19 protein-coding genes and 3 tRNA genes are annotated in these 21453 nt (G+C 63.2%); 3 read left to right on the plus strand and 19 right to left on the minus strand.

Features of this window, described 5'->3' with window-relative positions; translation table 11 throughout:
* Positions 1–121 precede the first annotated feature (121 nt).
* The 11 genes from zipA to ccmA all read right to left on the minus strand — a co-directional run bounded on the left by zipA (position 122) and on the right by ccmA (position 12794).
* Positions 122–2029 (minus strand): cell division protein ZipA, encoded by a 1908-nt coding sequence (zipA, locus tag ACGLWX_RS05345; protein WP_396237933.1) that lies wholly within the window; start codon positions 2027–2029, stop codon positions 122–124.
* Positions 2030–2605: 576 nt separating this feature from the next.
* Positions 2606–6097, minus strand: coding sequence for a chromosome segregation protein SMC (smc, locus tag ACGLWX_RS05350; RefSeq protein ID WP_396237935.1), 3492 nt, complete (start codon positions 6095–6097; stop codon positions 2606–2608).
* A gap of 33 nt (positions 6098–6130) precedes the next feature.
* Entirely contained in the window at positions 6131–7027 is an 897-nt protein-coding gene (gene ccmI, locus ACGLWX_RS05355) for a c-type cytochrome biogenesis protein CcmI (RefSeq protein WP_396237937.1), read from the minus strand.
* Positions 7024–7494, minus strand: a complete 471-nt coding sequence (locus ACGLWX_RS05360) for a cytochrome c-type biogenesis protein (RefSeq protein ID WP_396237939.1) — start codon at positions 7492–7494, stop codon at positions 7024–7026. Before ACGLWX_RS05360 ends, ccmI begins: the two co-directional genes overlap by 4 nt.
* Complete coding sequence (locus ACGLWX_RS05365; protein ID WP_396237941.1) at positions 7485–8009, minus strand: DsbE family thiol:disulfide interchange protein; 525 nt, start codon at positions 8007–8009, stop codon at positions 7485–7487. Before ACGLWX_RS05365 ends, ACGLWX_RS05360 begins: the two co-directional genes overlap by 10 nt.
* Positions 8006–9982, minus strand: a complete 1977-nt coding sequence (locus tag ACGLWX_RS05370) for a heme lyase CcmF/NrfE family subunit (RefSeq protein WP_396237943.1) — start codon at positions 9980–9982, stop codon at positions 8006–8008. The genes ACGLWX_RS05365 and ACGLWX_RS05370 overlap by 4 nt, the downstream gene beginning before the upstream one ends.
* Before the next feature lie 2 nt (positions 9983–9984).
* On the minus strand, positions 9985–10485 hold the full coding sequence (gene ccmE, locus ACGLWX_RS05375) for a cytochrome c maturation protein CcmE (protein ID WP_252106868.1): 501 nt from the start codon (positions 10483–10485) through the stop codon (positions 9985–9987).
* A complete protein-coding gene (gene ccmD / locus ACGLWX_RS05380) occupies positions 10475–10702 on the minus strand; it encodes a heme exporter protein CcmD (protein ID WP_252106867.1) in 228 nt (75 codons plus the stop codon). Before ccmD ends, ccmE begins: the two co-directional genes overlap by 11 nt.
* Positions 10699–11439 (minus strand): heme ABC transporter permease, encoded by a 741-nt coding sequence (locus ACGLWX_RS05385; protein ID WP_252106866.1) that lies wholly within the window; start codon positions 11437–11439, stop codon positions 10699–10701. The genes ccmD and ACGLWX_RS05385 overlap by 4 nt, the downstream gene beginning before the upstream one ends.
* Positions 11440–11448: 9 nt before the next feature.
* Positions 11449–12165 (minus strand): heme exporter protein CcmB, encoded by a 717-nt coding sequence (gene ccmB, locus ACGLWX_RS05390; protein WP_396237945.1) that lies wholly within the window; start codon positions 12163–12165, stop codon positions 11449–11451.
* Positions 12162–12794, minus strand: coding sequence for a cytochrome c biogenesis heme-transporting ATPase CcmA (gene ccmA, locus ACGLWX_RS05395; protein ID WP_396237946.1), 633 nt, complete (start codon positions 12792–12794; stop codon positions 12162–12164). Before ccmA ends, ccmB begins: the two co-directional genes overlap by 4 nt.
* Before the next feature lie 276 nt (positions 12795–13070).
* Here ccmA and ACGLWX_RS05400 point away from each other — a divergent pair, with 276 nt between their 5' ends.
* A complete protein-coding gene (locus ACGLWX_RS05400; protein ID WP_396237948.1) occupies positions 13071–13472 on the plus strand; it encodes a LexA family protein in 402 nt (133 codons plus the stop codon).
* 19 nt (positions 13473–13491) lie between these two features.
* On the plus strand, positions 13492–14115 hold the full coding sequence (locus tag ACGLWX_RS05405) for an IMPACT family protein (protein ID WP_396237950.1): 624 nt from the start codon (positions 13492–13494) through the stop codon (positions 14113–14115).
* Positions 14116–14298: 183 nt separating this feature from the next.
* Here ACGLWX_RS05405 and ACGLWX_RS05410 read toward each other — a convergent pair whose 3' ends face one another.
* From ACGLWX_RS05410 to ACGLWX_RS05420, 3 genes are all read right to left on the minus strand, one after another.
* Positions 14299–15618, minus strand: coding sequence for a sodium ion-translocating decarboxylase subunit beta (locus ACGLWX_RS05410; RefSeq protein WP_396237952.1), 1320 nt, complete (start codon positions 15616–15618; stop codon positions 14299–14301).
* Positions 15619–15630: 12 nt separating this feature from the next.
* Entirely contained in the window at positions 15631–17511 is a 1881-nt protein-coding gene (gene oadA / locus ACGLWX_RS05415) for a sodium-extruding oxaloacetate decarboxylase subunit alpha (RefSeq protein WP_396237954.1), read from the minus strand.
* A gap of 85 nt (positions 17512–17596) precedes the next feature.
* Entirely contained in the window at positions 17597–17926 is a 330-nt protein-coding gene (locus ACGLWX_RS05420) for an OadG family protein (RefSeq protein ID WP_396237956.1), read from the minus strand.
* Positions 17927–17979: 53 nt separating this feature from the next.
* On the opposite strand from ACGLWX_RS05420, the gene ACGLWX_RS05425 reads away from it, so the two are divergent.
* On the plus strand, positions 17980–18975 hold the full coding sequence (locus tag ACGLWX_RS05425) for a tRNA dihydrouridine synthase (protein ID WP_396237958.1): 996 nt from the start codon (positions 17980–17982) through the stop codon (positions 18973–18975).
* Positions 18976–19202: 227 nt separating this feature from the next.
* Here ACGLWX_RS05425 and ACGLWX_RS05430 read toward each other — a convergent pair.
* The 5 genes from ACGLWX_RS05430 to ACGLWX_RS05450 all read right to left on the minus strand — a co-directional run bounded on the left by ACGLWX_RS05430 (position 19203) and on the right by ACGLWX_RS05450 (position 21379).
* Positions 19203–19279 (minus strand) — tRNA-Arg (locus ACGLWX_RS05430).
* A 95-nt stretch (positions 19280–19374) separates the two neighbouring features.
* A tRNA-Arg gene (locus tag ACGLWX_RS05435) sits at positions 19375–19451 on the minus strand.
* 71 nt (positions 19452–19522) lie between these two features.
* Positions 19523–19615 (minus strand) — tRNA-Ser (locus ACGLWX_RS05440).
* 125 nt (positions 19616–19740) lie between these two features.
* The gene (csrA, locus tag ACGLWX_RS05445) at positions 19741–19929 is read right to left on the minus strand and encodes a carbon storage regulator CsrA (RefSeq protein WP_252106858.1); all 189 of its coding nucleotides are present in this window, start codon (positions 19927–19929) and stop codon (positions 19741–19743) included.
* A gap of 199 nt (positions 19930–20128) precedes the next feature.
* The gene (locus ACGLWX_RS05450; RefSeq protein WP_252106857.1) at positions 20129–21379 is read right to left on the minus strand and encodes an aspartate kinase; all 1251 of its coding nucleotides are present in this window, start codon (positions 21377–21379) and stop codon (positions 20129–20131) included.
* Between the last annotated feature and the right edge of the window lie 74 nt (positions 21380–21453).

The raw sequence follows: 21453 nt of genomic DNA on the forward strand, positions 1-21453 counted from the left end.
GTTCCGTAAAGCGGGTCTGATGGACACTATCCTAAAGCCTGACAGCCAGCGGCTCCAGAAACAAAAACACCCGCCTTTTCAGGCGGGTGCTTTCATACGAACGAGGCATAAGAACGAGGCGCTAGCGGGCGTGGCGCTGTAGCCGGTGGCGGCGTTCGAACTCATGGACCCGCTGGCGGGCGAACTCGATGGTTTGCGCCGTCATCACGCTGCGGTTTTCGTCCTTGAGCTCGCCGCCCATATGACGCACCACCACCATGGCGGTTTCCACCATCGCCTCGAACGCGGCGGCGCTGTCGAGCGCGCCGGGCAGCGGCATCAGGAAGGTCACGCCGGGCGTGGCGAACTCCTCCATCTGCTCGATGGGAAAGGTACCGGGCTTAATCACGTTGACCAGGGAGAACTGCAGCGCACTGTCGTCGCTTTCGGTCTCGAAGCGGTGGAAAACGCCCATCGAGCTGCAGTAGCGAAGCCCGCAGGCCATCATCAGTTCTAAAAGCTTGACGCCGTCGAACCCCTCCTCGTCCCGGGAGAGCACGCTGATGACGACCATCTCCGACGCGTCGGTCAGCGCGTCCTTGGCGCGAGCGCCGGAGACGTCGTTACGAAGCGCTTTTTCGAGTGCCGGATGGGAGTGTACGCTGTTCTCTTCATAAGCCGGCGCATCGCTGTACTCATCAGCATAGTCGTCGCGGTAGTCGCTCTGGGGCTCATCAAAGCGCTCGTCGTAACGGCTATCACCGCCCTGGCGGCGCAGCGCGCTCATCGAAGGCTCGGCGCTGTAAAGCTCGTCGTTATCGAATCGGCTCGCGCTATTGGCGGCCTCGATTTCGCGGGCTCGGGCGTTCTCCTGAGCGATGCGCGCCTTCTCGGCCTCGGCGGCCTCCTTCGCTTCGCGGCGCTGCTCGGCTTCAAGCGCCTTGCGTTCGGCTTTTTGTTTGGCCAGCGCCTTCGCCCGCTCGGCTTTTTCTGCTTTTTTCCGCTCGCGCGTTTGACGGTGCTCGATCATCCGGCGCTTGAACGAGCGCCCGATGCCTTCGAAATCTACCAGCCGATACTCGTCGACGGTATCGTCATCGAGCTCGCCGGCGGTATGGGCGCGCAGCTGCCGGCGCTTGCGTGCCTCGGTGCTCTTGACGTGGGCGGCGGTATCTTCGGGCTCGGCGCGAAGCACCGACTCCTGCTCGGCTGCCGGCTTGCTGTCTGCGACGGCATCGTCGCTCGCAAGCGCCTCGGTGCGCGAAGAAGGCACCTCGGAAGTAACGCCGGGAGCGCTGGTGCCGTTAACTGGCGCGGGCTCGGCCGGGGCGGCGGAAAGGGTCGGCTCGACTGGCTCGGCGCCGGGCGATGCGCTCTCCTTTGGCGCCGGCTCGGCGAAAAGGCTGGGCTCCTGGCGCTCCGCGGCTACCGGGGCGTCCTGGGCGCGCTCGGTATCGGGTCGGAGTGCCGGGCTTACCGGCTCGTCGGTAGCAGTAGCAAAGGACGGGGCTGATGCTCCGGGATTTGGCATTTCAGGGGCCTGGGTTTCAGAAACCGGGGCTTTAGAAGCAGACGTTTTGGGTGCGGACGCCTGAGGGGCTGAGGTTTTAAACGCAGCGCTGTTGGATACGCCGGATTGAACTCGAGAAGCGCTTTCAGCGCGCTCGTCGCTGTAGCCGCCTTCAAAAGCAAACTGCCGGCCGCCGGCCGGCTTTTTGGAACGCGTGGCTGCTCGGGAGAACGAACGCTTGAAATCGGAGAGTACGCGGGACGGGCCGGGGTGCTCCTGGCGCTCCAGCTGCGGCTTTTTGCCCAAACCGCTGTAGTCGGCGGGCTTGAGTACGCGAGCGCCGCCGTTAGGAAGCTCCCAGTTGATCTCGGCTTCCTTGGCCTCGTCATCGAACTCTTCTGCCGACGCTTTAGGCAGATTATCGACCGCTTGGTCGAGCCTTGGCACTCGGCGCTGGCGCTGCAGCCTTCGAACCCCATCGACCACGATAAGCGACACCAACGCCAATCCCAGAATGATTAACCACTCTCTTAGTTCCATGTCGAGCATTCCATGGGTCATTTTAACCGGTTAAAGGCGCTACCTTTGAAGATCATTCGCATCCATCCAGACGCTGCACCGACCACCAAACATAGTGCGACTACTATAAAAAGGACAACGTGTGCTTGTTCTACGCGGGCTACCCGCCGTTTCGTTCAATAGTCGACAGAGTAAATCCGGCGCTTGGACAAACAGTACTGCTAAAAGTGCCATCCTGGCGCTTGTTTTGGCTAACGCTCTTTTACACCCGGGCGACGAGCCCTATAGCGGTCGGCAAGTCTACAATTACTCTTCGACCAGCTTATAAATGTGCTCAGTGTAGAAGCGTTATCCCATGTTGACAAAATCTTACCGCCATATTCGCTCATTAAACAAGCACAACTCGGTATTATCACGACAAGTGCTTAAGAGTTGGCGTTAGTTTGATTAAAAAGAGCGCTAAAACGAAACTCGTTAAGCGCCCTTTTAATACTATATATACGTCCAGTCGCCATATTTTTTATCAACGGGATCAACCGCTCCGGATGCACGTCGCGCCGGACAAAACGCGCCGCTCATTGAGCCTACCCTCTTTCCTTAGTCGACCAGGGCGGCGGCTTCGTCGATACCGACCGACACAAGCCTTGAGACGCCGGGCTCCTGCATGGTGACGCCCATCAGCCGTTCGGCGGCTTCCATGGCGATCTTGTTGTGGGTAATGTAGATGAACTGGACGTTCTCTGACATTTCCTTGACCAGTTTGGCATAGCGGCCGACGTTGGCGTCGTCCAGCGGCGCGTCGACCTCGTCGAGCATGCAAAACGGCGCCGGGTTGAGCCTAAAGATCGAAAAGACCAGCGACAGCGCCGTCAGCGCCTTTTCACCGCCGGAGAGCAGATGAATGGTGCTGTTCTTCTTGCCCGGCGGGCGCGCCATGATCGCCACGCCCGTCTCCAGCAGATCCTCGCCGGTGAGCGTGAGCCACGCCGCGCCGCCGCCGAACACCCGCGGGAAAAGCTCCTGCAGCCCGGCGTTGACCTGATCGAAGGTGTCGCGAAAGCGCACCCGGGTCTCCTGGTCGATGCGCTTGATTGCCCGCTCCAGGGTCTCGAGCGCCTCGGTTAGCTCGGCGTGCTGGGCTTCCAGATAGTTGCGCCGCTCGGCCTGCTGGTCGTACTCCTCGATCGCCGCCAGGTTGATCGCACCGAGCTTTCGAATCTTCTCGGAGGTGTTCTCCAAAAGCGACTGCCAGCGCGACTCCTCAGCATCATCGGCAAGCCCGTTGGCGAGCGCCTCGGCGTCGTGGCCGAGCTCGGCAAGCGCCTCGTCCTGGGTGGCAGCCTTGAGCGTGAGCGCCTGTACTTCCATGCGAAGCGTTTGAAGCTGTTCGCGACTCTGCTCTAGGGTGCGCTCGTGGTTTTGCCGGGCGAGCTCGTCGTTTTTGAGCTGCTCGGTGATGCCCTGGGCCTGCTCGCGGGTCTCACTCAGCCGAGCCTGGCGCTGCTCGCGCTCATGGAACAGCTCTTCGAGTTCCTCGGCGGCGAGCTCGTCGGGCTCTCTTAGCGCCTCGCGGGCCTCTTCGAGCTCTTCGATACGCAGCGTCAGACGCTCTTCGCTTTCCCCGGCGCGGGCCTGCTGGGCGCGCAGGCTGTCGCGCTCGGTGTTAAGCCGCTCGCGCTCCAGCGCCAGCGCCTGCTGGCTCGCCTTGAGCGGGGCCTGCTCGCGGGTCAGGCGGTCGAACTCTTCACGGGCGCGGGCGCGCTGCTCCACGCTCTCCTCGCGGGCGGTGGCCGCCTCGTCGAGCGAGGCCATGGCGTCGTTCCAGCGCTCGCGCTGCTCCTCGAGGCTGAGCACCAGCGTCGCTTCGTCCTCCTTGAGGGTGGCGAGTTCATCGTCGATCTCGGCGGCGCGGCCCTCCAGATGCTCCAGGCGCTGCGCCAGGCGCTGCTCCTTGACCGCCAACTGCTGGCGAAGCGCCCCGTGTTCGCGCTCGGCCTGGTCGCGCTCGCTGCGTTCGTGCTCGAGGTTCTCCAACTGCTCGGCCAGGCTTTCGCACTGCGCGTCCAGCGCCTCGAGCGCCTGCTCGAGCTCTTTTTGTTCCCGGCTCAGGTCATCGAAGCGCCGGCGGGTGACCAGCAGCGCATCGACACCCTGTCCGCTCGCCTTCTGCGAGAGCCACCCCGGCCCGCACCAGAGGCCCTGGCGGCTGACCGCGCTCTCTCCCGCAGTCAGCCGGGCGGCAAGCGCTTGGGCCTCATCATCGTCTTCGACAACATGAATGCGCGAGAGCCACTCATTAAGCGCTCCGGCGCCGTCCACTTTCGCATCGAGCCGGCCGTCGTTGCTTGCCTTGGGCGCGGTGGCGCCGATCAGGCACCAATCGGTGGCCAGCGCCTCGGGCAGCGCCGCCAGCGCCGCGCCTTCCACCATGCGGGCATTGAGCCAAGGCGCGAGCAGCCAAGAGACGACCGACTCCCAGCCGGGCGCGGCCTGCAGGGTTTCGCCGAGCCTCGGAGCGCTCTCGAGGCCCAGCGCCTGGAGATGACCGTCCAGGGCCGGGTCGTGGTCGGCCAGGGCGGCGTCGATCAGCGCCTTGAGCGAGGCGAGCTCGCCCTGGCAGCGGCTCAGCTCTGCCCGCTTGTCATCGCGGGTCTTGAGCGCGCTCTGGTGCGCCCCCTTGGTGTCGCTTAGGCGCTGCTGGCCCTGCTCGCGCTCGGTTTGAAACTGCTCGACCCGTCTCTCGGCCGCTTCGAGCTCGGTCTGGCTTTGAGCGTACTCCTGGCGCACGGCGGTAGTGTCGTCAAGATCGCCGCGCTGCTGCTCGCGGCGCTCGCGCTCGCCCTGCAGGCGCTTGATACGCTGCTCGAGATCGGCCACCTGGTCCTGGCCGCGCTCGGCGCTGCGGCTGGCGTCGCGCCAGCGGGCGTCGAGGTCGGCGAAGTGCTGCTCGGCGCTTTCAAGCGTCGGCTTGATCGAGGCTAACGACTCTTCCAGCGCCTCGAGCTGCTCATCCAGGCCTTCGAGCTCCGGCAACAGCGTCTCCCAGCGCTCGTCGATCGCCGTCAGACGCTCGCGGTCACCTTCGCTTACCCGGCGCTGCTCTTCGAGGTCGCGTCGGGCAGTATCGATATCGCTTGCCAGCTGGCTTTCGCGGCTCTTGCGGTGGGCCTGGTCCTGCTCGAGGCGAGCGATGCGCGTGGTGGTCTCGAAGAACTGCTGCTGGTGGCGTTCGAGCACTTCGCCGAGTTCATCGTGCTGGGCGCGGGCCTGCTCGAGACGGGTTTCGCAGGCGCGCACGCCGAACACGTCCTTCTCGACGCTGATTTCGAGCTCGCGCACCCGGGCTTCCTGGCGCGTTTGTTCAGCGCGCAGGGTGCGGCCGCGAATCAGCGCAAGCTCGCCCTTGAGCTGATACTCCTGGGATTTCAGCGTCTGATAGCGCTTGGCGGCCTCGGCCTGGCGCTTCAAGCGCTCGAGCTGCTTGTCGAGCTCTTCGCGAATGTCGTCCAGGCGCTCCAGGTTCTCCTGAGTGCGGCGCATGCGGTTTTCGGTTTCGCGCCGGCGCTCCTTGTACTTGGAGATACCGGCGGCCTCTTCCAAGGTCGCGCGCAGATCGTCCGGGCGCGCCTCGATCAGCCGGGAGATCATGCCCTGGCCGATCAGCGCGTAGGAGCGCGGGCCGAGCCCGGTGCCCATGAAGAGATCGGCGATATCCCGACGGCGGCACTTCTGGCCGTTGAAGAAGTAGTTGGACTGGCCGTCGCGAGTGACCAGGCGCTTGACGGCGATTTCCGAATACTGAGCGTAGGCGCCGCCCATGGCGCCGTCACGGTTGTCGAACTTGAGCTCGATGGCGGCCTGGCCGACCGGCTTGCGCCCGGTGGAGCCGTTGAAGATGACGTCCGCCATCGACTCGCCGCGCAGGGTCTTGGCCGAGGACTCGCCCATGACCCAGCGCACCGCGTCGATGATATTGGACTTGCCGCAGCCGTTGGGCCCGACGATCGCGGTCATGTTGCCATCGAAGGGCACCGTGATGGGATCGACGAAGGATTTGAACCCGGTAAGGCGTATGGACGTTAGGCGCATCGCGGCTCTTTGAAAACGGAAAAAACGAGCGGGCTATTCAAACACACCATCGACCGAAACGTTAGCCTCACGCGATGCCATGCGCGTTTGGGCTTCGCGGATGCCTTCGCGTAGCGCCTCGCTCGTCTCGCCCTCGCCAAGGCTTGCCAGCGCCCGGCGCCAGCGGTCGATGGCAAGCTCATAATCGCCTTCGCCAAAGGCGTGAACGCCGAGTAGGCTCAGGATTTTGGGCTGGCGCGGGTCCTGCGCCAGCACTTCGTCGACCAGCGCCTGAACCTTGGAGGTCAGCGTGCGCCCGGCCATGAAAAAGCGCAGCTCGGCGAGCTCGCTCACAAGCGCCGGCGCGCGGCCTTCGATAGCGATCAGCCGGGTCAGCGCATCCGCCGCCTGCTCGAGTTGGCCGGTTTCGCGATAGAGTGTGAACAGCGTCCCCCAGACGTTGGGGTTGCCGGGCTGGCGGTCGGCCTCGGCTTCCAGCGGCGCGATGTAGCTCTCGAAAGAGTGGCCTGGCGTACTCTCCCAGGCGCTTCGCAGCGCGTAGAGGCGCAGATCGCCCTCGGCGCCGCTTCGCTGGTAGCCGATCACCGCCGCGACGAGCACCGCCACCGCCACCAGCGGCACGACCAGGCGCCCGGCGCCGGGGTTTTTCAGCGCGCGCTTGGGCGCGGGTGCGGTGTCGTCCAAAAGGCTTCGCTCGAGCTCGAGCTTGTCCTCGTCAAACCGCGCCCGGTCGATGTCACCGCGATCAAAAGCGCTCTCCAATGATGCGAGTCGGCGGCGAAAAATGGCAACGTTTTGGCGGTTGGCGTCGTCGTGCCCCTCGAAACGGCGCTGAGCGTCATACAGCGCCCGCGACCGCCAAAGCGGCGACAGCATTAGCCAAAGCGCTGGTAGCGCCGTGATCAGAAGCGCAATCCAGAGCGGCGTCATGGGGTTTTCTCCTCGTCGATCAGCGCGTCGAGCCGAGCGCGCTCTTCAAGGTTCAGCGCGCGCGCAGAGGCCTGGCGCCGGCCGCGCACGATCAGCGCAAGCACCAGCGCGGCGAGTACGACAAGTGCTACAGGAATACCCCACAGCAGGTAGGTGCGGTTCTCGAGGCGCGGGTTGTAGAGGATGTACTCGCCGAAGCGCTCCACCATGTGATTGACGATTTCGCTGTCCGACTGGCCCTGATGGAGCAGCTCGAAAACGCGCTGGCGCATGTCGGCGGCGATGGGCGCGCTGGAGTCATTGATCGCCTGGTTTTCGCACAGCGGGCAGCGCATCGAGGCGGTCAGATCGACGTAGCGCCGTTCGAGCACCGGATCGCTGAACTCGCGCACCTCGATCGCCGCCAGCGCCGATGCGGCCACTAGCATCAGCGCCAACAGAAGCCCCAAACGCCGGATCATTGCCACTTCTCCACCTCCGGAAGGATCTGCGCTCGCACGTCCTCCGGCGAGATATAGCCCTTGTGGTGGTAGCGAATCACGCCCTCATCATCGACCAGAAAGGTTTCCGGCGCGCCGTAGACGCCGAGATCGAAGCCCAAGTTGCCGTCGGGGTCGAACACGTTGACTTCGAAAGGATTGCCGTACTCCTCGAGAAACTCGGCGCCCTTCTCGCGGGTGTCGCGGTAGTTCACCCCGACCAGACGGATGCCGTGATCGGCCAGTTCCAGCAGCTGGGGCATCTCCTGCTTGCAGGCCGGGCACCACTCGCCCCACACGTTGACCAGCGTCACCTGGCCGCGCAAAAGCGACTCGTCCACGCGACGCGTCTCGTCGCTGAGCGTGGTGGCGCTAAAGGTGGGAAAATCGCGGGCCATCAGCGCCGAGTCGCGCTGGCTCGGGTCGCGCGAAAGGCCCTGGTAGAAAAACAGCGCGATGCCGACGAAGCCGAGTGGCAGCAGTAGCAATAGCCAGCGTCTCATGGCGTGACCTCGCGTTGGATGGGGGAAGGCGCGCGCCGGTAGCGGCGGTCGATCACCGCCAGCACGGCGCCGAGGGCCATCAGTAGCGCCCCGAGCCAGAGCCAGCGCACGAAGGGCTTGTACTGCACGCGCATGGCGTAGCTGCCGTCGTCCAGATCCTCGCCCATCGCCACGTAAAGATCGCGGAAAAGCCCCGGGCTCAGCGCGACCTGGGTCATGGGCATGCCGGTGGCGAGATAAAGCCGCTTCTCCGGGCGCATGATGAACGCGCGCCCGTCACCGCCCTTGCGCACCTCGATCACCGAGGTATCCGCCAGAAAGTTCGGCCCGCGGCGGCTAGTCAGCTCGCGCATGGTGAACTCATAGCCGGCCACTTCGACCGCGGTGTCGGGGGCCATGCGCACGTTACGCTCGACGTTGTAGTTCGACACCACCGTCACTCCGACAATGGTCACGGCAAGCCCCACGTGACCCAGCACCATGCCCCAATAGGCGAGCGACAGCTTGCCAAGCCCGCGCCGGATCGAGCTCGCCCGGCGGCAGGTCGCAACCACGTCGCGCACCAGCGGCAGCACGATCCAGAGTGCGGCCAGAAGCCCAAGGCTCACCCACGGGTTCCAGCGCCCGGCGAAGAGCAGCGGCGCCGCCATGCTAAACACCAGCGCCAAAAGCCCGGAAAGCCACAGCGTACGCTTGAGATCGATAAAGGGCATGCGCTTCCAGCGCGCCACGGGGCCGGCGCCCATGAACAGGCACATCAGCACGGCGAGCGGCACGAACAGTGCGTTGAAGTACGGCGGGCCAACGCTGATCTTGCCAAGGCCCAGCGAGTCCAGAATTAAGGGGTAGACGGTGCCGAGCAGCACCGTGACGGTCATGATTACCAGCAGGAAGTTGTTGATCAACAAAAGCGTGTCCCGCGAGCACAAGCCAAAGCCGACCCGGTGGCTGACCCGAGGCGCGCGCAGCGCGAACAGCAAAAGCGACAGCGTGACCGTCACCCCTAGCAGCACTAGGATGAAAAAGCCGCGGGCCGGGTCGTTGGCGAAGGCGTGCACCGAGGTGAGCACGCCGGAGCGCACTAAAAACGTGCCCATCAGCGAAAGCGCGAAGGTGGTGATCGCCAACAGCACCGTCCAGCTTTTGAAGGAGCCACGCTTTTCGGTCACCGCCAGCGAGTGCAGCAGCGCCGTGCCGGTCAGCCAGGGCAAAAGCGAGGCGTTCTCGACCGGGTCCCAGAACCACCAGCCGCCCCAGCCGAGCTCGTAGTAGGCCCACCAGCTGCCAAGCGCGATGCCGACGGTCAAAAACGCCCAGGCGAGATTTGCCCAGGGCCGCGCCCAGCGCGTCCAAGCCGCATCGAGGCGCCCGCCCATCAGCGCGGCGATGGCGAAGGCGAAGACCACCGAAAAACCGACGTAGCCCATGTAGAGCATCGGCGGATGGATCACCAGGCCGAAATCCTGCAGCAGCGGGTTCAAATCGGCGCCGTCACCGGGCACGTTGGGCAACAGCCGCTCGAAGGGGTTGGAGGTAAGCAGTATGAAAAGCAGAAAGCCGACGCTCACCAGCCCCATCACGCCGAGCACGCGAGCGACCATGTCGCGGGGCAGCGCGCGGGAGAAACGCGAGGCGGCAAAGCCCCAGCCCGAGAGCATCAGGCTCCACAAAAGCACCGAGCCTTCGTGATTGCCCCAGACGGCGCTGGCCTTGTAGTACCACGGCAGCAGCGAGTTGGAGTTGTTGGCCACGTTGGCCACGCTGAAGTCGTCGAGCAGGTAGCTTGCAGTCAAACACAGGTAAGCCGCGCCCAGAAACAGAAACTGCCCCGCCGCCATCGGCGCCCCATACGCCATCCAGAGCGGGCGCCGGCTCGCGCTTCCGGCCAACGGCAGGGTCGCCTGAAGCGCGGCCATCGACAGCGCCAGAATCAGCGCGAAGTGGCCGACTTCGGGAATCATCCGTATCCACATGGCTACTCGCCCTCGCTGGTCGGCACCGCTAAACGTTCGGCGACGCGCGCGGCCTTTTGCTGATAATCCGATGGCGTATAGCCCGCCTCTTCCAGCGCTTTTGCAACCTCTGGCGGCATGTAGTTTTCGTCGTGGCGAGCGAGCACCTTGTCGGCGTAAATCCGCCCATCGCTTTCAAGCTTACCGACCACGACCACGCCCTGACCTTCGCGAAAGAGATCCGGCAGGATGCCGCTATAGATGACCTCGACCTCCTCCACGTAGTCGGTGACGACGAAATCGACATCGAGGCTTTGCGGGTCGCGGGTGACCGACCCCTCCTTGACCAAGCCGCCGGCGCGAATCTGGCGCTCGAGCGGCGCTTCGCCCATCGCGATCTGTACCGGGCTAAAAAACAGGTTGATGTTGGCGCGCAGCGCATAGAGCGTTAGCCCCAGAGCCACCCCCGCCAGCACCACCAGCCCCAAAAGCGCGAACAGCCGCTGTTGTCGTTTAGGCGTCATCGCTTTCCTCGGTTGGCATTGGGGTGGACGGGGTCTCGGCGCGGGCCCGCTCGCGACGGGCGCGCCGCGATAGCGCTTTGAGCAGCGCGCGCCGCTCGAGCCGTGCCTGAAAAAAACAGAGCGACAGCAGCGCCGCGGTGACGCCCCAAGCCGACCAGACGTAAACGCCGTGGCCACCCATGGCGAAAAACGCACTGAGCGAGTCAAAAGCGCTCATGAAGGGATCTCCTTGAGCGCACGCACCCAGCGCTTGTCACCTTCGCGCCTTAAAATTTCGCTGCGCACGCGCAAAAGCGTAAGCGCCGCGAAGAAGCTATAAAAACCTACCACCATGATCAAAAGTGGCAGCCACATCGACGCCGGCATGGCCGGGCGCTCGGTGAGCGAGAAAGTGGCGGACTGGTGGAGCGTATACCACCACTCGACCGAATACTTGATGATCGGAATGTTGATCACCCCCACCATGGCAAGTACCGAGGCCGCCCGGGCCCCACTCTGGCGGCTGCTGAACGCACCGCGCAGCGCAATCACACCCAGGTAAAGAAACAGCAGAATCAGCATCGAGGTGAGCCTTGCATCCCACACCCACCAGGTGCCCCAGGTCGGCACGCCCCACACGGCGCCGGAAAACAGCGCCGTAAACGTCATCGCCGCACCAAACGGTGCCATCACCGCGGCGGCCATATCGGCTACCTTGATCTTCCATACCATAAACACCAGGCTTGCCAGCGCCATCGCGATGAACACCGACTGAGCCAAAAGTGCCGCCGGCACGTGCACGTAGATGATTCGAAAGCTCTCGCCCTGCTGATAGTCCGCCGGCGCCAGCGCCAGCCCCCAGACGCCCCCCGCGCCAAGCGACAGCGCCGCCAGCACCCAGCACCAGGGCTCGAGCCGGCAGCTTAGCCGGTAAAACCACTGGGGGGATCCAAACTTGTGCACGATGGCCCACATGGCGCGTCCTCAACCGTTGAGACTGATACGAAGCGAAGCGGCGATTGCCCAGGGGGCGAGCATCAGCGAAAGCGCTAAAAGCGCCCCCAGGATCGCGAGATAGGGCAAGGCGCTTTGCCCGGCGATAGCCGCCTCGACGGCGCCGGTGCCAAACACCAGCACCGGAATGTAGAGCGGCAGGATCAACAGCGAGGTCAGCACACCGCCGCGGGCAAGCCCCACCGTCAGTGCCGCGCCGATCGCCCCCACCAAACTGAGCGTGGCGCTGCCGAGTACCAGCGAAAGCGTCAGCACCGCGTAGCTGCCCTCAGGCAGCGCAAGCAGTGTGGCGAGCAGCGGCGCCGAAAGCGCCAGCGGCAGCCCCGTCATCAGCCAGTGCACGCACACCTTGGCAAGCGCTTGGGTCCACAGCGGCTGCGGCGCGAGGATGAGCTGCTCCAGGCTTCCATCCTCGAAGTCACCGCGAAAGAGCGTATCCAGCGACAGCAGAGCGGCCAAAAGCGCCGCCACCCACAAAAGCCCCGGCGCTATCACGGCCAACAGCGCCGGGTCCGGCGAAATACCGATCGGAAAGAGCGTGATCACCAGAGCGTAAAAGACCAGCGGATTGAGCGCCTCGCCGCGGCGGCGAAACGCAAGCCTCAAGCCTCTTGAGAGCGTGGCGATGAACGCGCGCCCGGCCCCGTGGGGCGGTGGCCTCAATGCTCCGTCGTCGCTCGCGCTCATGCCAGCGCCTCACCCAGTCGCAGGCGGCGAACCCGCTCGAGCCCGCCAAGGGCGTGGTGAGTGGTGATGATGACGCTTCCCCCCGCCTTTACGTGGTGTGAAAGGCGCCGCTCCAGCATGGCGACGCCTTCGCGGTCGAGTGCTGTGAACGGCTCATCGAGCACCCAGAGCGCCCGGGGTGTGAGCGTCAACCGGGCAAGCGCCACGCGTCGGTTTTGGCCAGCGGAGAGCCGCCCGGCCGGCGTATCCTCGAACCCGGCAAGCCCGGCATCATTAAGCGCACACTCGCAGGCGGCCTCATCCGGCGCCTCGCCGCCGAGCGCCTGATACCAGGCCAGGTTCTCGAGCGGTGTCAGCCCGGCCTTCACGCCCGGTGCGTGGCCCAAGTAGAGCAGATTCGCTAGAAACGCATCGCGGCAGGCGCGAAGCGGCTGACCGTTGAACTCAAGCGCGCCGTCGTAATCGTCGAGCTGCCCGGAAAGGATCTTTAAAAGCGTGGTCTTGCCGCTGCCGTTGGGGCCCTCGACACGCAGAATCTCGCCGCTTTCGAGCATCACATCCAGCCCGTCGAACAGCCAGCGGTCGTCGCGCTCGCAGGCAAGCTGTCGGGCTTGAAGGCGCAGGCTCAAGGGGCATCTCCAGGGCGTGAAGTTCGCGCGCACTGTACACAAAAATGCGCTTTCCCGCCAGCAAGCCGGCTCCGTCAAAGCGATGTGAGCGCCGCTCGCGCCTGCCGTTGCGGGCTTGAGCGGGCAAGCGTTGAAACCATCTTCGAGCTAAACGCCCTACAGGGGTAGCACTGTATTTAAAAACAGGTTTATACTCCAACCACTGTATGAAAAGACATGACCCACGCTTTTCACTTGTTCACGCCCAGGGAGCGGGCGATTGCTGGAGAGAAACCGATGATCGCATCACGACCGATTGAGCCTGCCACCGCCTCGCGCGTCGCGGCCTGCCCACGCGGCCCCGCCCTTAAGCGGGTAACCGGCGAGCAGCGCGAAGTCACCCGGCGCAATACCTATGCGCTGCGCGTTCGCGGTCATCGCATGCAGCAGTACAATCTTTTCGATGGCGATGTGATCGTGATTCACCGCCAGCAGCGCGGCGGCCACCGGGAAGTCGCCACCGCGACGATCAACCAGCGCGAAATCGCACTCAAGGAGCTGTCGATCAGCCGGCTTGGCGTGCGCCTGTGCGCCGAAGGCGAGGCGATGCCATCGGTTTTCCTGCATAATAGCGATATACAGGTGCTGGGCATGGTGATGGGCGTGGAAAGCCCCGCCGCTGCCGCAAGGCGCCACTAACCGTTTCTGGGAGCCCCGCTTGCGTTACCGAGCCCCCGACCTTGCGATCGACGCCCGCTTCGAAGCCGAGCTTGTCATCGAGAAAAGCCAGTTCATCGCCTGGCTTTGTCACGCGCCGACGCCAGAGGCCTTCGAGGCACTTTTGAAAGCGGCGCGCACGGCGCACCCGGGCGCCAGCCACCACTGCAGCGCGTTCATTGCCGGCCCGCCCGGCGAGCAAACCCATATCGGCTTTTCCGACGACGGCGAGCCCGGCGGCACCGCGGGGCGCCCGATGTATCAGGCGCTTTTGGGCAGCGGGCTCGGCGAGATCGGCTGCGTGGTCACCCGCTACTTCGGCGGTACCAAGCTTGGCACCGGCGGGCTTGCTCGCGCCTATGCTCAGTCGGTCAACAAAGCCCTCGAGACCCTGCCTACGCGCGAAATCGTCGAGCGTACGTCCTACCGTGTAAAGGTCGATTTCGCCCAGGAAGCCCAGGCCCGCGCCTACTTCGACGAACAGAGCGCGCCTGTCATGAGCGCCGACTACGACGGCCAGGGCGTGACGCTGACCATTGCCTGGCCTACCGACGAGCCGGCGGATTTCACCGCCCTCGAGAATCGGCTGAAAAGCGCGCTGACGTTTCAGCGCGCTGAAACCTGAAACGCCCCGCTCGAAAGCGGGGCGTTTCAGTTAGCAAGTTTAAAGCTTCTCCCATGCCGCGTGTCGAGCAGCCCGTAGCGAGGGTCTTTCGCCAGGGACGGCGAAAGTAGCGCCCATGGAGGGGTTCACAGCGCCCTCGCGCAGGGCTGCTCGACACCGCCACCCCACGTTCAGGCGCCAGCGCTACCCTAAATACTTGATCATTACCCCGGCAGCCACCGCCGAACCGATAACGCCGGCCACGTTCGGGCCCATCGCGTGCATCAGCAGGAAGTTGTGAGGGTTAGACTCGAGCCCCACCTTGTTGGCTACCCTGGCGGCCATCGGCACCGCAGAGACTCCGGCCGCCCCTATCAAGGGGTTGATCGGCATTTTGCTCACCAGGTTCATCAGCTTGGCCATTAACACGCCGGCGGCGGTGCCGATGCCGAAGGCGACGATGCCAAGCCCCAGAATGCCCAGCGTCTCGAAGGCCAGAAAGCTCTCGGCCATCAGTTTCGAGCCCACCGACAGCCCCAGCACGATGGTGACGATATTGATCAGCGCGTTCTGGGCGGTGTCCGCCAGCCGCTCGACCACGCCGCATTCGCGCATCAGATTACCAAAGCAGAACATGCCGAGAAGCGGCGCGGCGTCCGGCAAAAACATCGCCACCAGCAGCAGCAAAATGATCGGAAAGACGATCTTTTCGAGCTTCGAGACCGGGCGCAGCTGCGTCATGACGATCTTGCGCTCCTTGTCGGTGGTCAAAAGGCGCATGATCGGCGGCTGGATAAGAGGCACCAGCGCCATGTAGGCGTAGGCCGCCACGGCGATCGCACCCAGTAGTTCAGGCGCCAGCACGCTCGAGACGTAAATCGAGGTCGGCCCGTCAGCGCCGCCGATAATGCCGATCGCCGCGGCCTGGTTGAGCGAAAAGTCCATCACGCCCATCGAGGTGAGCAGCACCGCGCCAAAGAGTGTGGCGAAGATGCCGAACTGCGCCGCCGCGCCGAGAAACAGCGTACGCGGATTGGCCAAAAGCGGGCCGAAGTCGGTCATCGCCCCCACGCCCATGAAAATCACCAGCGGCGCGATGCCCGAACCGATGGCCACGCTGTAGAAGTTGTAGAGCACGCCGTTGCTGTAGCCTGCGCCCACGGCGATGTCGCGGGCAGCGCGCGCCGCTTCCGGCGCGGAGTCGTGCGCTACCGCCTTGAGCGCTTCGCGCCAAGCCTCCAGCCCCGCCGCCGGGTCGAGCGCCACCCCCAAGGCGGCGCTGATCTGCTCCAGCAGCGCCGGGCGCGCCACGTCGATCGCCTGATCGAGCGCCGAAATCGCAAGCCCCGCCTCGGGTATGTTGGCCAGAATCCCGCCGAAGCCGATCGGCACCAGCAGCAGCGGCTCGAACTTCTTGTAGATGGCGAGATACAACAGCACCAGCGCCACCACCATCATGACCGCCTGGCCGAGCTGAAGGTTATAAAGCCCCGAGCCTTCCCACAGGGTAATCAATTTATCCATTATCGAAGGCCCTTAAAGCTCGATCAGAGAGTCGCCCACGGCGACGCTGTCGCCTTCGCTCACGTTGACGCTGGACACCGTGCCCCCGCTTTGGGCGCGCACCTCGGTTTCCATCTTCATGGCTTCGAGAATGATCACCACGTCACCTTCGCTCACCTGATCGCCCACCTTCACGTTGACCTTGAAGATGTTGCCAGCCAGCGGCGCATCGATGCTCTCCCCGCTCGACGCGGCGGGTTCGCTTGCCGGCGCCGGCGCCGATGACGCGCTAGTGTCGGTGATTTGGCCAATTTCACCGCCTTCGGCGACCTCGACCACGTAGGCCTTGCCGTTGAGCTTGACGGTATAGGTTTCAGGTCCGCCGGCCGCCGCCGCGGCGGCCGGAGCCGCTGATTGGGCCTTGGGCTTGTCGGTATCCTTGGCTTGCTCAGCCTGGGGCGCGGGCTCGAAGGCGTCCGGGTTATCGCGGTTTTTCAGAAACTTCAGGCCGATCTGCGGGAACAGCGCGTAGGTCAGTACATCGTCGATGCGCTGCTCGCCTTCGCCCAGGCGGATGTTCTCGGCGCTCGCCTTCTCTTCGAGTTCGCTTTTCAAACGCTCCATTTCCGGCGACAGGTTGTCCGCCGGACGGCAGGTGATCGGCTCACCGCCTTCCAGCACGCGCTTTTGAAGCTCCGAGTTGAACGGCGCGGGCGCGGCACCATACTCTCCTTTTAACAGCGCCTGCACCTCCTTGGAGATCGACTTGTAGCGCTCATTCATCATTACGTTCATCACCGACTGGGTGCCGACGATTTGCGACGTGGGCGTCACCAGCGGGATGAAGCCGAGATCCTCGCGCACCCGCGGAATTTCCTCGAGCACGTCGTCGAGCCGGTCGCCGGCGCCCTGCTCCTTGAGCTGGCTCTCCATGTTGGTGAGCATACCGCCGGGCACCTGGGCGATCAGGATGCGCGAGTCGATACCTCTTAGCGAGCCCTCGAACGCGGCGTACTTCTTGCGTACCTGGCGGAAATAGCCGGCTATGTCCTCGAGCGCTTCAAGATCGAGGCTGGTGTCGCGGTCGGTGTCCTTGAGCATCGCCACCACCGATTCGGTCGGGCTATGGCCGTAGGTCATCGACATCGACGAGATCGCGGTATCGACGTTGTCCACGCCCGCCTCGACCGCTTTCAAAATGGTCGAGGTCGAAAGCCCGGTGGTCGCGTGGCAGTGCAGGTGCACCGGAATCGACAGCGCCTTTTTCAGCCGCGTGACCAGCTCAAAAGCGGTGTAAGGCGTCAAAAGCCCCGCCATGTCCTTGATCGCCAGCGAGTCGGCGCCCATCTCGGCGATGGTCTGGGCAAGCTCTACCCAGCTATCCAGGGTGTGCACCGGGCTCACGGTGTAAGAGATGGTGCCCTGGGCGTGGCCGCCGACCTGGCGCACGGCCTTGATTGCGCGCTCCAGGTTGCGCGGGTCGTTCATGGCGTCGAACACGCGGAAAACGTCGACGCCGTTGGTTTTGGCGCGCTCGACGAATTTATCGACGACGTCATCGGCGTAGTGGCGGTAGCCCAGCAGGTTCTGGCCGCGCAGCAGCATGGCCTGGGGCGTGTTGGGCATCGCTTCCTTGAGCGCGCGAATACGCTCCCAAGGGTCTTCGCCAAGATAGCGAATGCAAGCGTCGAACGTTGCCCCGCCCCAGGTCTCCAGCGACCAGAAGCCGATTCGGTCGAGCTTTTCGGCAATCGGCAGCATGTCGTCCAGGCGCAGGCGCGTTGCGAACAGCGATTGGTGGGCGTCGCGCAACACGACATCGGTAATACCCAGCGGGCGCAGTTTCTCGTTGTTGCCGTTATCGTTGATGCTTTTGTCGTTGGTAATTTTGTCGTTGGTGCCTAGCTCGTTCATGGATCGTTCCCAAACATTGTTTTGTTAGTAAACTTAACAAAAAAACCCGCTTTGTTTTTGCAAAGTTCGCTAGGGGGTGGTGTCGCTATCGGGTACGTGAACTGCGGTAACGATGCACCGCAGCAGAGATGACCGCCACGACCTCGTCGTCCTGGCCCACCCGGGTCACGCCAACGCCGGCCTTGGCGCGCTTTGGCGTCGGTTCGGCGGCGGGCTGAATGCGGGTTATTAGCGCCGACATCAGCACCACACTGATCACTAGTATGGTAAGAAAAACAAATACAAAGCCCATCCCCAATCCCATCAGGGCCAGCCCTTCATGAAGCAGCTCTCCTTCTTGCACGATTTTCTCCCGAGTGATCCCATCGATTGGCGCGCCGGGCTCTTTCAAAGGCGCTTGGCGCAGTGAGGACAATCCTCTAACCTGCCACATTCAGGATAGATTGCAATGACGCGATAGTGGAAGCCATGGTTGTTAATTTACTACAAAATGGGGAAATCGGCCTGGCGCCGATGGAGGGTGTCATCGACGCCCTCACCCGCGATTTGCTCACGCGAGAGCGCGGCTTCGACTGGACGGTGACCGAATTCGTGCGCGTGGTGGACGCGCGCCTGCCGCCCCGGGTGTTTTACAAGCATTGCCCGGAGCTCGAGCGCCTACCAGTCGCCACGCCCAGCGGCGTGCCGGTGCATCTACAGCTTCTGGGCTCCGACCCGGTGGCGCTGGCCGCCAACGCGCGCCAGGCGCTCGAACTGGGTGCGATTAGCGTGGATCTCAACTTCGGCTGCCCGGCCAAGCTCGTCAACCGCCACGACGGCGGCGCCTCGCTCCTGCGCCGCCCTGAGCGGGTGTTGCGCGCGGTGAGCGCGGTGCACGAGGCCTTGGAGGGACGCATCCCGGTTACGGCGAAGATTCGCTTGGGTTTCTCTGACCGGCGCCTGGCGGTGGCCTGCGGTCAGGCCGCCGAGGCCGGCGGCGCGGCGCGACTGGTCGTGCATGGGCGTACTCGCGACGAAGGCTATCGGCCGCCGGCGCACTGGGAGTGGATCGCCCGCATCCGCGAGAAGCTTTCGATTCCGGTGGTCGCCAACGGCGATATCTGGACGCTGGAGGATTACTGGAAGGCGCGCACGCTCTCGGGCTGCCAGGACGTGATGCTTGGGCGCAGCGCACTGGCAGACCCCTGGCTTGCCCCGCGCATCCGCCACTGGCTGGATACCGGCGAGCGCCTGGCCGAGACCAGCTGGGCAATGCGCGCGGGCGTCATCGCCGAGTATGCAGGGCGCCAGCGCGAAACGCTGCCCGAGCGCGTGGTCGTATCGCTGGTCAAACAGTGGCTGGCACAGATGCGACAGGCAAGCAGTGAGGCCAACCAGCATTTTCAGCGCTTGAAGCGCATCACCGAGCTCGACGTTTTGCTCGCCGAGCTCGCCCCCAGCCCGAAAGCGTGCGCCCTCGCCTGATCCAAAGACCAAAAAAAACGCCTGGCCACATGACGTGGCAGGCGTTTTAAACGACCGCAGAGAGCGCGAGCAGCTCTCGTGCACAGGCTCCATCCTCCTGAACCAGCCTGCGTGGCGCGCCGAGCACTTTTGCATGGTGCTTATTGCACCGTACTGATTGCATAGCACTGATTGCATAGTGCCGACGCAGAAAACCCGCCTCCGGGGAGGCGGGTTTTCCTGGAATTTGGCGCGCCCGGGAGGATTCGAACCTCCGACCCTCTGATTCGTAGTCAGATACTCTATCCAGCTGAGCTACGGGCGCTTTACAAAATGTCATACGACTTGCTTGATACTGCTTACTTCTTTTGACCCAAATCGCCAGATGGACTCCTGCGATTCAATCAAACAACTTGCGGATGGCGCGCCCGGGAGGATTCGAACCTCCGACCCTCTGATTCGTAGTCAGATACTCTATCCAGCTGAGCTACGGGCGCATATCCGATTAAAACTCGCTCACTTCCAAAATACTTTGAAACGTACAACGATTTTCAACAAGTTCGGCAGTTGGCGGAGAGAGAGGGATTCGAACCCTCGATAGGGCTATAAACCCTATACTCCCTTAGCAGGGGAGCGCCTTCAGCCACTCGGCCACCTCTCCTCAACGGCACGGCGCGAATATTACCGATTATGCGTGGGGTTGTCCAGACTTAAGCAGAAATTTTTTCGCACCGGCTTCATGTTAGCGCTTAGACGCCCTCTAGTGGACGTGGGATAAGCCGCCATTTATTCAGGTTCGCTTTCAGTGTCACGCTCGCGCTGAATGCGCTGGTAGATCTCTTCGCGATGTACAGCGACATCCTTGGGAGCATTCACACCAATTCTGACCTGATTACCTTTGACTCCCAACACTGTGACGGTGATCTCATCACCGATCATCAGCGTTTCGCCTACACGGCGCGTTAGGATGAGCATGGCTGATCTCCTTCTCAGACGTTTGTACAACGAACCGTGTCCGCCAGAGGCGTCACCGCCGCTATTATGCGACAAAGCGACACCAGTCACCAATGACTGTTGCCTCTGGCTCCATGACACGTTAAGCATTCGCTGTAAGTGAGCTCACCACCGTTGGCAGCAAGTTACCTATTAGCGTAGAAGGTTTAGAGCACAAATGTTATTCAGATTCTATATTTGTGCTGTCCAAACCGAACGCCTTATGTAGCGCGTTCACCGCAAGTTCCATGTGTTTTTCATCGATCACCACGGAAATCTTGATTTCCGAGGTGGAGACCATGCGGATATTGACGTTCTCATCGGCCAGTACGCGAAACATCTTCGAGGCCACGCCGGCGTGGGAGCGCATGCCCACACCAACAAGCGAGACCTTGGCGATATTGTCGTCACCGCGCAGCTCGCCGCCACCCAGATCCGGAATCACGGTTTCTTCAAGAAGCTTTTTGGTCGCCTTGTAGTCGCCCTTGGCCACGGTGAAGGTGAAGTCGGTGTAGTCGCCGGCGGGGGCAACGTTTTGCACGATCATGTCGACTTCGATGTTGGCGTCGGCGATCGGGCCGAGAATGCGCGAGGCGACACCCGGCACGTCCGGCGTGTGCAGAAGGGTCAGTTTGGCTTCGTTCTTGGTAAAGGCGATACCGGAGATCAGCGGTTCTTCCATGGAATCCTCGTCTTGGTCAGAATCAGCAACAATTAGGGTACCGGGGCCATCCTCGAAACTGGACAGCACCCGCAGCGGAACGTTGTACTTGCCGGCGAACTCTACCGCGCGAATCTGCAGTACCTTGGAGCCCAGGCTCGCAAGCTCCAGCATCTCCTCGACGGTGATGCTCTCAAGGCGCTGCGCCTTCGAGCAGACGCGCGGGTCGGTGGTGTAGACGCCGTCGACATCGGTGTAGATCTGGCACTCATCGGCGCCGAGCGCCGCGGCCAGGGCAACGCCGGTGGTGTCCGAGCCGCCGCGACCGAGGGTCGTGATGTTGCCCTCTTCGTCCACGCCCTGAAAGCCTGCCACGACCACGACCTTGCCTTCATCGAGGTCAGTCTTAAGGTCGTCGGTTTCGATGCGCTGGATGCGCGCCTTGGTGTAGGCGCTGTCGGTATGGATACCGACCTGAGCGCCGGTGTGCGAGGTCGCCGAGACGCCGAGCTGCTGCAGCGCCATGGCCAGCAGTGAAATGGTCACCTGCTCGCCGGTGGAGAGCAGCATATCCATTTCGCGCGGCGCCGGGTCTTCGTTGAGCGCGTGGGCCATATCGGTGAGCCGGTTGGTCTCACCGCTCATGGCGGAGACCACCACCACGACCTGATGGCCCTGATCGCGAAAGCCTTTTACCTTTTCCGCCACGGCCTTGATCCGGTCGACGGAGCCGACCGACGTACCGCCGAACTTTTGTACGTATAGTGCCATATGCCATTTTCCCTATGCGTTCGGAGTAAAAGAGTAATAGTAGACTAGCGGGAAATTAGCGTTGGAAACATGCG

The sequence above is a fragment of the Halomonas sp. HMF6819 genome (assembly GCF_044335525.1).
GTDB lineage: Bacteria > Pseudomonadota > Gammaproteobacteria > Pseudomonadales > Halomonadaceae > Vreelandella.